The 13,478-nt window shown below is 69.5% G+C and carries 2 protein-coding genes; both read right to left on the bottom strand.

Translation table 11 applies throughout. The annotated features are described in order from the left end of the window. Positions 1 to 4 precede the first annotated feature (4 nt). Positions 5 to 12,124 (bottom strand): CARDB domain-containing protein, encoded by a 12,120-nt coding sequence (locus tag DX914_RS09590; RefSeq protein WP_115858751.1) that lies wholly within the window; start codon positions 12,122 to 12,124, stop codon positions 5 to 7. 19 nt (positions 12,125 to 12,143) lie between these two features. After that, a complete protein-coding gene (locus tag DX914_RS09595; protein WP_147300643.1) occupies positions 12,144 to 13,466 on the bottom strand; it encodes a prealbumin-like fold domain-containing protein in 1,323 nt (440 codons plus the stop codon). Between the last annotated feature and the right edge of the window lie 12 nt (positions 13,467 to 13,478).

Consider the following 13,478-nt stretch of genomic DNA (forward strand, 5'->3'; position numbering starts at 1 on the left):
GTCCTCAGCGGCCGCCCACGCCGACGGGGGCGTTGGTATCGTCAGTTATGTCCACGCGCACGTTCTGTCTCACCTGCGGGTCCAGTTGCGCCGAGATCGCTTCGAGCACCGCCTTGGCGCGGCGCAGGCCCAGCTTCACGTTGTAGTCGCTGGCGCCGCGCGGGTCGGCGCGGCCGACGATGCCGATCGTGCCGCGGCCTTCGCGGTTCAAGGTTTGCGCGATCTGCGCGATCAGCTCGCGGTACTGCGGGCGGATCGTGGCCTGATCGGTGTCGAACAGCAGCTCGCCCAGCTTGATGGCCTGATCCAGGCTCACCAGGGTGGCATCGCTGCCAGCGACCACGTCGATGCGCACCTTCTTGGCCAGCTCGGGATCGAGCTGCTGGCTCAGCGCGGCCTGCACCGCACGGGCGCGGGCGAAGGCCAGCGCCTCGGCTTCGGCCTGGGCGGCGATGGTCACGCTGCCGCCGTCGGCCTCGCGCAGGCGCTGGGCGATCTTGCCGAACAGCGGGGCGTAGTCGTCCTTCACCTGGTCGCTGCCGGCCTCGAACATCACCTCGCCCAGCTCCACGTCGGTCTCGCTGCGGCCGCCGCGGATCTCGCCGGCCGGCAGCTTGACGCCGAAGTCGAAGCGCACCGGCACGCCCTGGGTCACGCGGCGCACGCGCGGGTTTTCGGTGGTGAACACCGAGCCCGGCGGCAGCGTGGCCGGATCGACCTTGAGGATGAAGTTGCGTCCGCGGCCGATGTCGCCGCCGTGGATGCCCTCGAGGTGGTAACGGCCGTAGGCGTCGGTTTCCATGATCAGGCCTTCGACCGAGGCGATGCGCACGCCCGGGATGCCGCGTTCGTCGACGCCCTCGTTGCGGATGGTGTAGGTCACCTCGTAGCCGGCCGCGGTCTGGCTGACCTGACGGCTGACCTGCAGGTCCTGACCGGTGAGGCCCTTGGCCGCGTCGCCGCGACCGCGTTCCACCGTGGTCTGGCCGGCGGCGTTCATGCGCAGCGTGGTGCCCTCGCCCGTGGTCAGCACGAAGTCGTCGCTGAAGTCGGGCGAGCGCAGCGTCTGCCGCACCACCACCTGGCTCACCGGCGCCGCCGTCGAGCTGCGGCCGCCCAGATCGCCCAGGGCGATGCCGTGCAGCAGCGGCGCGCTGGCGTCGGCCTCGGGCTGCGGGCCCTGGCCGCGATCCACCGTGGTGGAGCCGGCGACGTAGGCGCCCGGAGCGAAACCGCCCTGCACGCGCACCTCGCTGGCCTTGGCCGGATCCTGCCAGCCGTCGCCGTCGCGGTCGTCGAACACCGAGCCCAGGATCAGGCTGTCTTCCAGCAGCGGGTCGCCGGCCATGTCGACGTCGGCGGTGGCCACGTTGCTGATCGAGGTGCCGTTCACGTCCAGCGCGCTGACGCTGTTGGTGTGCACGCCGTTGCCCACGCCGGCGCCCACGCGCAGGAAGTAGACGATGGTCGCGCGGCGGCCGATGCCCACGTCGATGCCGTTGATACGCAGCGGGCTAGTGCCGCCCACGCTGCCGGCGTTGTCGTCGTCGCTCACGGTCAGCGAGCCGTCGACGTAGGTGAAGCCCGCCGGCGGAGTGTCGACCAGGCTCGCGTTGCGCGCCGGCGAGTCGCCGACGTTCTCCGCGGTCACGGTGTAGCGGACCAGGTCGCCGACCTTGACCGAGCGCGTGGCCGAGACCTTGGTCAGGCGCAGCACCGGCGCGTTGGCGTTCACCGTGATGGTGACCACGGCGGTGTCGCAGACCGGGGTCGGGGTCGAGGTGTCGCAGACGCGGTAGGTGAAGGTGTCGGTACCGGCGAAGAACTGGTTCGGGGTGTAGGTGCACACGCCCGCGGCGCAGCTCACGGTGCCGTTGGCCGGCGGCACGGTCACGGTCACCGACGCCGGATCCAGCGGCGCGCCGGTTGCGGTGTCGTTGCCGACCACGGTGATGGCCACCGGCACCTGCTGGTTGGTCGCCGCGGTGTCGTCGTTGGCGACCACCGTGTTCGGCTGCACCGTGACCGTCACCATCGCCGTGGCGCAGTTGGTCGGGTTGAGCTTCTCGCAGATGGTGTAGGTGTAGCTGTCCGGGCCGCTGTAGTTGTTGCTCGGCGTGTAGGTGATCGTGCCGTTCGGGTTGACCACCACGGTGCCGTGCGCCGGGTTGCCGGCGATGGTGACGTTGACCAGCGCCGGGTCCACGGCCACGCCGTTGAGCGTGTCGTTGGTCAGCACGTTGGTGGTCACCGGGGTGTTCTGCGGGGTCACGCCCGAGCCGCCGGCCGAGTCGTCGGTGGCGGTGATCGCCGGGGCGACCACGGTCACCGTGACGACCGCGGTGTCGCAGTTGCTCGGGTTCAGGACTTCGCAGATCTGGTAGGTGGCGGTGTAGGTGCCGGCCGGAGTGTTCGGCGCGACATCGACCGTGCCGTTGGCATTCACCGTCAGCGGGCCGTTGGTGACCGGCGTCAGGGTGACGTTCGTCGTGGTCGCGGCCGAGCCGTTGAGGGTGTCGTTGCCCAGCACGTTGACCACGGCGGTGCCGCCCGTGGTGCCGTTGACCGGCGTGCCGACCACGTCGTCCACCGCGTCGATCGGCGCGGCGCTGACCGTCACGGTGACCGTGGCGGTGTCGCAGTTGGTCGGGTTGAGCACCTCGCAGATCTGGTAGGTGACCGTATAGGTGCCTGCCGGAGTGTTGGGCGCGACGTCGACCGTGCCGTTGGCGTTGACCGTCAGCGGGCCGTTGGTGACCGGCGTCAGGGTGACCGAGCCCGGAACCACGGCCGTGCCGTTGAGGGTGTCGTTGGTCAGTACGTTGACCACACCGGTGCCACCGGTGGTGCCATTAACCGGCGTGGCCACCAGGTCGTCCACCGCGTCGATCGGCGCAGCGTTCACCGTCACCGTCACCACCGCGGTATCGCAGTTGCTCGGGTTCAGGACTTCGCAGATCTGGTAGGTGGCGGTGTAGGTGCCCGCCGGGGTGTTCGGCGCGACATCGACCGTGCCGTTGGCGTTCACCGTCAGCGGGCCGTTGGTGACCGGCGTCAGGGTGACGTTCGTCGTGGTCGCGGCCGAGCCGTTGAGGGTGTCGTTGCCCAGCACGTTGGTCACGGCGGTGCCGCCGTTGGTGCCGTTGACCGGCGTGGCGACCAGGTCGTCCACCGCATCGATCGGCGCAGCGTTCACCGTCACGGTGACCGTGGCGGTATCGCAGTTGCTCGGGTTGAGCACCTCGCAGATCTGGTAGGTGACCGTGTAGGTACCCGCCGGAGTGTTCGGAGCGACATCGACCGTGCCGTTGGCGTTCACCGTCAGCGGGCCGTTGGTGACCGGGGCCAGCGTGACGTTCGTGGTGGTCGCAGCAGCACCGTTCAGGGTGTCGTTGCCCAGCACGTTGGTCACGGCGGTGCCGCCGGTGGTGCCGTTGACCGGCGTGGCGACCAGGTCGTCCACCGCGTCGATCGGCGCGGCGTTCACCGTCACCGTCACCACTGCGGTGTCGCAGTTGCTCGGGTTGAGCACCTCGCAGATCTGGTAGGTGACCGTATAGGTACCCGCCGGAGTGTTCGGAGCGACATCGACCGTGCCATTGGCGTTGACCGTCAGCGGGCCGTTGGTGACCGGCGTCAGGGTGACCGAGCCCGGAACCACGGCCGTGCCGTTGAGCGTGTCGTTGGTCAGTACGTTGACCACACCGGTGCCACCGGTGGTGCCGTTCACCGGCGTGGCCACCAGGTCGTCCACCGCGTCGATCGGCGCAGCGTTCACCGTCACGGTGACCGTGGCGGTATCGCAGTTGCTCGGGTTGAGCACCTCGCAGATCTGGTAGGTGACCGTGTAGGTACCCGCCGGAGTGTTCGGAGCGACATCGACCGTGCCGTTGGCGTTCACCGTCAGCGGGCCGTTGGTGACCGGGGCCAGCGTGACGTTCGTGGTGGTCGCAGCAGCACCGTTCAGGGTGTCGTTGGTCAGCACGTTGGTCACGGCGGTGCCACCGGTGGTGCCGTTGACCGGCGTGGCCACCAGGTCGTCCACCGCATCGATCGGCGCGGCGGCCACCAGCACGGTGATGCTGGCCGTGTCGCAGTTGCTCGGACGCGCGGTCTCGCACAGCTGGTACGGGATGACGTAGGTGCCCGCGGGGGTGCCCGCGGCGACCGAGACCGTGCCATCGGCCGCGACCGAGACGCCGTCGCCGGCATTCGGGTCGTTGACGGTCAGGGTCACGAAGGCCAGATCAACGGCGCCGCCGTTGAGGCTGTCGTTGCCCAGGATGTTGCCGACGCTGGCCGAGCCATTGGCGCCGTTGACCGGCGTGGCGCTGTAGTCGTCGTCGTTGGCCACGATCACGGCCGGCGCCACGGTGACCGTGACGGTGGCGGTGTCGCAGACCGGGGTGGGCGTGGAGGTATCGCAGACGCGGTACTCGAAGCTGTCGTTGCCGCTGAAGCCGACGTTCGGCGTGTAGGTGCACTGGCCCGCGGCGCAGGTCACGGTGCCGTTGGCCGGGTTGACGGTGACCGTCACCGAAGCCGGATCCAGCGGCGCGCCGGTCACGGTGTCGTTGCCGATCACCGGCACGGTCACCGCGGTGTTCTGCGGCGTGTTGGCGCTGTCGTCCACCGCGGTCACGGTGTTGGCGCCCACGGTGATCGACACGGTCGCGGTATCGCAGACCGTGCCGTTCGGCGCCGGCAGGCACAGGCGGTAGGTGAAGCTGTCCGGACCGCTGTAGTTGGCGTTCGGCGTGTAGGTGTAGGTGCCGTCGCCGTTCAGGACCAAGGTGCCGTTGCTGGTACCGGTGACCAGAGCGTAGGACGAGCCCACGGGCGCGCTGTCGCCGCCGGTCGCGGTGCCGTTGAGCACGGTGTTCTGCGGCGTGGTCGCGGTGTCGTCCACTGCGTCCGGACCGACCACCACCGGCACCGAAGCATCGTCGCAGGTGGCCGGAGTGGTGCCCGGCAGCGTGCAGATGCGGTAGGTGACGGTGTAGGCGCCCGGGGTGGAGCCGGCCGGCACGGTGAGGCTGCCGTCGGGGTTCGCGACCAGGCCGGTCAGACCGCCGTTGTTGACGATGGTCGGCGCGGTGGCGTTGGTGCCGATGACCACGGCGACGCCGTTGGTGGTGTCGTTGACGGTCACGTTGGGCACGGTGCCGCCGGCGAACGGCAGCACCGCCGCCGGATCGTCGACCGCGTCGATGCTGATCGACACCGGGGTGGTTTCGGTGTCGCTGTTGTTGCCGCCGCTCGGGTCGGAGGTGGTGCTGGCGACCGTGGCGGTGTTGCTGACGGTGGGCGCGCCGCCGTAGTTCGACGGCACCGACAGGGTCAGCGTGATCGTGGCGTTGCCGCCGGCGGCCAGCGTCGGACGCGAGCACTCGACGGTGCCGGCGTTGTTGGCGCAGGTCCAGCCGGTGCCGGCGGCGCTGACGAAGCCCAGGCCGGCCGGGATCACGTCGCTCACCTGCACCGCCGCGGCGTCGGACGGGCCGGCGTTGGCGACGGTCAGGGTGTAGACCACGTTGTTGCCCGGCACCACCGAAGCGCCGGCGTCGTCCTTGTCGATCGACAGGTCGGCCGAAGCCACCGGCGTCGGGGTCGAGGTGGAGGTGTTGTTGCCCGGGGTCGGGTCGCTGGTGGTCGAGGTGACCGTAGCGGTGTTGGCGTAGCTGCCCGCGGCGTTCACCAGCGCGGTGATCTGCAGCGAGGCGCTGGCGCCGTTGGCGAGGTTGCCGATGGTCCAGGCGCCGGTGCCCGGCACGTAGGCGCCGGCACCGTTATCGGACACGTAGGCATAGCCGTTGGGCAGCAAGTCGGCCACCGACACGCCCGTCGCATCGGACGGACCGTTGTTGGTGACCGTCAGGGTGAAGGTGACGTTCGTGCCCACGGTCGGCGTGTTGCTCGACGCGACCTTGGTGATAGCCAGATCGGACGAAGCCACCGGGCCCGGCGTGGCCGTGGAGGTGTTGTTGCCCGGGGTCGGGTCGTTGGTGGCAGAGGTCACCGTGGCGGTGTTGGCGTAGGTACCCGTGGCGTTCACCGTGGCGGTGATCTGCAGCGAGGTGCTGGCGCCGTTGGCCAAGGTGCCGATGGTCCAGGCGCCGGTGCCGGACACATAAGCGCCCGCGCCGTTGTCGGACACGTAGGTGTAGCCCGACGGCAGCAGGTCGGCGACCGACACGCTGGTGGCGTCGGACGGACCGTTGTTGGTGACCGTCAGGGTGAAGGTGACATTGGTGCCCACGGTCGGGCTGTTGTTCGACGCGGTCTTGACGATCGCCAGGTCGGCGGTCGGGACCGGACCCGGCGTCGAGGTCGAGGTGTTGTTGCCCGGCGTCGGATCGCTGGTGGTCGAGGTGACCGTGGCGGTGTTGGCGTAGGTGCCCGCTGCGTTCACCGTGGCGGTGATCTGCAGCGCAGTGCTGGCGCCGTTGGCCAGAGTGCCGATGGTCCAGGCACCGGTGCCAGACACGTAGGCGCCCGCACCGTCATCGGACACGTAGGTGTAGCCCGACGGCAGCAGATCGGCCACCGACACGCCCGCCGCATCCGACGGACCGTTATTGGTGACCGTCAGGGTGAAGACGACGTTGTCGCCGACGTTCGGGCTGGCGTTGGACACGGTCTTGACGATGGCCAGGTCCGAGGAGGCGACCGGCGTGGGCGTCGAGGTGGAGGTGTTGTTGCCCGGGGTCGGGTCGCTGGTGGTCGAGGTGACCGTGGCGGTATTGGCGTAGCTGCCCGCCGCGTTCACCGTCGCGGTGATCTGCAGCGAGGCCGAGGCGCCGTTGGCCAGGGTGCCGATGGTCCAGGCGCCGGTGCCCGGCACGTAAGCGCCTGCACCGTTGTCGGAGACGTAGGTGTAGCCGCTGGGCAGCAGGTCGGCGACGGAGACGCCGGTTGCGGCCGAGGGACCGTTGTTGGTCACCGTCAGGGTGAAGGTGACGTTGGTGCCCACGGTCGGGGTGTTGCTCGACGCGGTCTTGACGATGGCCAGGTCGGACGACGCCACCGGGGTCGGGGTCGACGTGGACGTGTTGTTGCCCGGCGTCGGGTCGTTAGTGGTCGAAGTCACCGTCGCCGTATTGGCGTAGGCGCCCGTCGCATTGACCGTGGCCGTGATCTGCAGCGAGACGCTGGCGCCGTTTGCCAGGTTGCCGATGGTCCACGCGCCGGTGCCCGCCACGTAGGCGCCGGCACCGTCATCGGAGACATAGGTGTAGCCGTTGGGCAGCAGATCGGAGACCGAGACGCCCGTGGCGGCCGAGGGGCCGTTGTTGGTGACGGTCAGGGTGAAGCTGACGTTGGTGCCCACGGTCGGGCTGTTGTTCGACGCGACCTTGGTGATGGCCAGATCGGACGAGGCCACCGGCGTCGGCGTCGAGGTGGAGGTGTTGTTGCCCGGGGTCGGGTCGCTGGTGGTCGAGGTGACCGTGGCGGTATTGGCGTAGCTGCCCGTCGCGTTCACCGACGCGGTGATCTGCAGCGAGGTGCTGGCGCCGTTGGCCAGGTTGCCGATGGTCCAGGCGCCGGTGCCCGGCACGTAGGCGCCGGCACCGTTGTCGGAGACGTAGGTGTAGCCGTTGGGCAGCAGATCCGCCACGGACACGCCGGTCGCCGCCGACGGGCCGTTGTTGGTGACCGTCAGGGTGAAGGTGACATTGGTACCGACCGTCGGGGTGTTGCTGGAAGCGGTCTTGACGATGGCCAGGTCGGACGAAGCGACCGGCGTCGGCGTCGACGTGGAGGTGTTGTTGCCCGGGGTCGGATCGCTGGTGGTCGAGGTCACCGTGGCCGTATTGGCGTAGGTGCCGGTCGCGTTCACCGTCGCGGTGATCTGCAGCGAAGCCGAAGCGCCGCTAGCCAGGTTGCCGATGGTCCACGCACCGGTGCCCGGCACGTAGGCGCCGGCACCGTTATCCGACACGTAGGTGTAGCCGTTGGGCAGCAAGTCGGCGACCGAAACGGCCGCGGCCGCGCTCGGACCGTTGTTCGTCACCGTCAGGGTGAAGGTGACATTCGTGCCGACGGTCGGGCTGTTGTTCGACGCGGTCTTGACGATCGCCAGGTCGGCCGAAGCCACCGGCGTCGGCGTCGAGGTCGAGGTGTTGTTGCCCGGCGTCGGGTCGTTGGTGGTGGACGACACCGTCGCGGTGTTGGCGTAGGTGCCCGTCGCGTTCACCGTGGCGGTGATCTGCAGCGAAGCGCTGGCGCCGTTGGCCAGATTTCCGATGGTCCAGGCGCCGGTGCCCGGCACGTAGGCGCCGGCACCGTTGTCGGAGACGTAGGTGTAGCCGTTGGGCAGCAGATCCGCCACGGACACGCCGGTCGCCGCCGACGGGCCATTGTTGGTGACCGTCAGGGTGAAGGTGACATTGGTACCGACCGTCGGGGTGTTGCTGGAAGCGGTCTTGACGATGGCCAGATCGGACGACGCCACCGGCGCCGGCGTCGACGTGGAGGTGTTGTTGCCCGGGGTCGGGTCGTTGCTGGTCGACGACACCGTCGCGGTGTTGGCATAGCCGCCCGTCGCGTTCACCGTCGCGGTGATCTGCAGCGAAGCGCTGGCGCCATTGGCCAGGTTGCCGATGGTCCACGCGCCGGTGCCCGGCACGTAGGCGCCGGCACCGTTATCCGACACGTAGGTATAACCGGAGGGCAGCAGGTCGGCGACGGAGACGCCGGTTGCGGCCGAGGGACCGTTGTTGGTGACCGTCAGGGTGAAGGTGACGTTGGTACCCACGGTCGGCGTGTTGTTCGACGCGACCTTGACGATGGCGACATCGGACGACACCACCGGCGTCGGGGTCGAGGTGGAGGTGTTGTTGCCCGGCGTCGGATCGTTGGTGGTGGAACTGACCGTCGCGGTGTTGGCGTAGCTGCCCGCCGCGTTCACCGTGGCGGTGATCTGCAGCGAAGCGCTGGCGCCGTTGGCCAGGCTGCCGATGGTCCACACGCCGGTGCCCGGCACATAGGCGCCGGCGCCGTTGTCGGACACGTAGGTGTAGCCCGAAGGCAGCAGGTCGGCCACCGAAACGGCCGCCGCAGCGGAGGGACCGTTGTTGGTCACCGTCAGGGTGAAGCTGACGTTGGTGCCCACGGCCGGGCTGTTGTTCGAGGCGACCTTGGTGATCGCCAGGTCGGCCGAAGCCACCGGGGCCGGGGTCGAAGTCGAGGTGTTGTTGCCCGGGGTCGGATCGTTGCTGGTCGAGCTGACCGTGGCGGTGTTGGCGTAGGTGCCGGTCGCGCGCACGGTCGCCACGATCTGCAGCGAGGTGCTCGCGCCGTTGGCCAGGTTGCCGATGGTCCACACGCCCGTGCCGGGCACGTAGGCGCCGGCACCGTTATCGGACACGTACGTATAGCCGTTCGGCAGCAGGTCGGCGACCGACACGCCGGTCGCGCCGGACGGGCCGTTGTTGGTGACCGTCAGGGTGAAGGTGACGTTGGTGCCCACGGTCGGCGTGTTGTTCGAGGCGACCTTGACGATGGCGACATCGGACGACACCACCGGCGTCGGGGTCGACGTGGAGGTGTTGTTGCCCGGCGTCGGGTCGTTGGTGGTGGAGCTGACCGTCGCGGTGTTGGCGTAGGTACCGGTCGCGCGCACGGTGGCCACGATCTGCAGCGAAGTGCTGGCGCCGTTGGCCAGGTTGCCGATGGTCCACACGCCGGTGCCGGACACGTAGGCGCCCGCGCCGTTGTCGGACACGTAGGTGTAGCCGTTGGGCAGCAGGTCGGCGACCGACACGCCCGTGGCGGCCGACGGACCGTTGTTGGTCACCGTCAGGGTGAAGGTGACGTTGGTGCCGACGGTCGGCGTGCTGTTGGACACGCCCTTGACGATGGCCAGGTCGGACGAAGCGACCGGGGTCGGCGTCGAGGTCGCGGTGTTGTTGCCCGGCGTCGGATCGCTGGTGGTCGAGCTCACCGTCGCGGTGTTGGCATAGGTGCCCGTCGCGCGCACGGTGGCCACGATCTGCAGCGAGGTGCTCGCGCCGTTGGCCAGATTGCCGATGGTCCACACGCCGGTGCCGGACACGTAGGCGCCCGCGCCGTTGTCGGACACGTAGGTGTAGCCGTTGGGCAGCAGGTCGGCGACCGACACGCCCGTGGCGGCCGACGGACCGTTGTTGGTGACCGTCAGGGTGAAGGTGACGTTGGTGCCCACCGTCGGCGTGGCGTTCGACACGCTCTTGGCCATGACCAGGTCGGCCGACGCCACCGGCGTCGGCGTGGAGGTCGAGGTGTTGTTGCCCGGGGTCGGGTCGCCGGTGGTCGAGCTGACGGTCGCGGTGTTTGCGTAGGTACCGGTCGCGCGCACGGTCGCCACGATCTGCAGCGAGGTCGAGGCGCCGTTGGCCAGGCTGCCGATGGTCCACACGCCGGTACCCGGCACGTAGGCGCCGGCCCCGTTGTCGGACACATAGGTGTAGCCGTTGGGCAGCAGGTCGGCCACCGACACGGCCGCCGCGGCCGAGGGGCCGTTGTTGGTGACCGTCAGGGTGAAGGTGACGTTGCTGCCCACGGTCGGGGTGCTGTTGGACACGCCCTTGACGATGGCCAGGTCGGCCTGCGCCGCGATGGTGGTGGCCGCCGAGCTGCTGTTGTTGCCGGCGGTCGGATCGCTGGTGCCCGCCGGCGCCGCGACGGTCGCGGTGTTGTTGATCGAGCCCGGCGTGGTCGCGGTGCCGGTCACGGTGATGGTGACGAAGCTGGTGTCGGCCGAGGTCGCCGCGCCGGTGTCGACCGGCAGGTTCGCCGTCAGGTTGATGCTGTTGCCGGTGCCGCTGGCCGCACTGCAGGTCGAGCCCGCGCCGGTGCCGGCGCAGGTCCAGCTGACCGAGGTCAGGTTGGCCGGCACGGTGTCGGCGATCGCCGCGGCGGTCACGGCGCTGGGGCCGTTGTTCCAGACGCGGATGGTGTAGGTGACGGTGCCGCCCTGGTTGACACTGGCGGTGCCGGTCTTGCTGATCGCCAGGTCGTTGAGCGCGGTGATCGTGGTGTTGGCGGTGCTGCTGTTGTTGCCCGGGGTGGGGTCGCTGCTGCCGGCCGGCGCGGTCACGCTGGCGGTGTTGGCGATGGCACCCGGCGTGGTCGCCGTGCCGGTCACGGTCACGGTGACGAAGCTGGTGTCGGCCGACGTCGCCGCGCCGGTATCGACCGGCAGGTTGGCGGTCAGGGCGATGGTGTTGCCGGTGCCGCTGGCCGCGCTGCAGGTCGAGCCCGCGCCGGTACCGGCGCAGGTCCAGCTGACCGAGGTCAGGTTGGCCGGCACGGTGTCGGCGATCGCGGCGCCGGTCACGGCGGCGGGGCCGTTGTTCCAGACGCGGATGGTGTAGGTGACGGTGCCGTTCTGGTTGACGGTGGCGGTGCCGGTCTTGCTGATCGCCAGGTCGTTGAGCGCGGTGATCGTGGTGTTGGCCGAGCTGCTGTTGTTGCCCGGGGTCGGGTCGGTGGCGCCGGCCGGCACCGCGATGTTGGCGGTGTTGGTGATCGCGCCCGGCGTGGTCGCCGTGCCGGTCACGGTGATGGTGACGAAGCTGGTGTCGGCGCTGGTGGCCGCGCCGGTGTCGACGCCCAGGTTCGCGCTCAGGCTGATGCTGTTGCCGGTGCCGCTGGCGGTGCCGCAGGTGGTGCCGGCGCCCGTGGCCGCGCAGGTCCAGCTGACCGAGGTCAGGTTGGCCGGCACGGTGTCGGTGATGGTCGCGCCCAGCGCGCTGCTCACGCCGTTGTTCCAGGCGCGGATGGTGTAGGTGACCGTGCCGCCCTGGTTGACGGTGGCGGTACCGGTCTTGCTGATCGCCAGGTCGGACGACGCCGCCAGGGTGTTGGTATCGGTGGACGAGCAGGTGCCGTTGGCGCTGTTGAACACGCGTCCGGCGCCGGTGCACGAAGCGCCGCTATTGGTCACGCCGCTGGGCGGGGTGATGGTGGCGGTGTTGTTGATCTGGGCCGGGAAGGTCTGCGCCAGCGCCAGGGGCGCGGCGGCCGCCAGCAAGGCGCTGAGCGCGATGCGCGACACCGTCCGGAACAAACGCGTACGCAGGCCTTCGTCGCTGCCGTTGCGCGGCAAGGGGGAGGACGTGCGGGGGTTGGCAGTCTTCATGCGTAAGCCCAGACAGGAATCAGTAAGCGCCGGCGTTGGCGTTGAACGCCACCGGCACGGTGATGGTGGCCGTGCCGTTGGCGAGCAGGTTCACGGTGAGGTTGATCGCGTTGCCGCCGACGGTGCCGCCGGTGGCGGCGCTGCAGCTGGAACCGGCGCTGGCCGCGCAGCTCCACTGCGCCGACAGGGTCGCGCCCGCGGGCAGCGCGTCGGCGATCTGCGCGGCCGTGATGGTCACGCTGCCGAAGTTGCGCGCGATCAGGGTGTAGCTGGTGGTGCCGCCCGGCGTGTAGCTGCTGGCGGTGTCGCTCTTGCTGATCGTCAGGTCCGACGTGGTCGCGTTGACGAAGGTGCAGGTGATGTTCTGGTTGGCGCGGTAAGCGGCGGTGGCGATGGTCAGCACGTTGCCGGCCAGCGACGAGGCCACCGTGGCGCTGGTCTGATCCACGCAACTGGCCGACTGCAGGGCGAAGCCCGCCACCGCGTTTTCGGTGATGGTGATCGGCTGGCCATGGTTGGTGATCGCGAACGCCGCCGAGGTCGACGGGTTGAGCGTGGCGGTGTTGATCGTCGGCGAACCCACGCCATTGGTGCCGGTGAACGTGAAGCTGCCGGTGTTGGCCAGGGTCTGCTTGACGATGCGCAGGTCCGAACCGGCCAGCGACCAGATCACTTCCAGGCCGTCGCCGATGCTGCCGCCGCCCGGGTCGATGGCGACCACGGAGAAGGTCAGGCTGGTGATGCCGGTGCCGTCGAAGCGGATCGAACCGCAGCCGGTGCCGTTGGCGGCCGTGGTGCTGCATTCGGTGCTGGCCGCGCCGGTACCGCCGGTGGTGCGCTGGAAGCTGTTGCCGGTGACGGTGAACACCGAATTGCCGCCGAGCCGGGTCAAACCGACCGTGCCGCCGGTGGAAACGCTGCTGGTCAGGGTCCACTGCGAGGAGTTGTTCTGGCCGCCGGACGTACCGCCGATGCGGTCCATATGCAGCACCGGGTTGTCCACCGCCTTGCTGAAGGTGACGGTGATGGTGCGATTGCCCGGCTGGAGCGTCATGTTCAGCGAGTTGGCGCCAACGACCGTGCCCGAGTACGGGTTGGTCCAGAAGTTGGTCGTGTTGAACGTATCGTTCGAATACGCATTGCCGCCGCCGAGCGCGCCCGACCAGGTCACGGTGACGCCCGCCGCCGGCGAGGTCGCGCTGTTGGTGGCAGGGGTCCAGGTACCGGTGGTCGCGGCCGTGGCGCTACCGGCGACGAACAGCAGGGCCAGCAACGCGCTGCATGCGCGTGCGGTCGATCCGTAGAGCCGGCCGTAGAGCCGGCGGTTGACTGCTGTGGTCATAAAAATCCGCGC

Origin of the sequence: Lysobacter silvisoli, from assembly GCF_003382365.1 — a bacterium.
In the GTDB taxonomy this organism is placed as follows: Bacteria; Pseudomonadota; Gammaproteobacteria; order Xanthomonadales; family Xanthomonadaceae; genus Lysobacter; species Lysobacter silvisoli.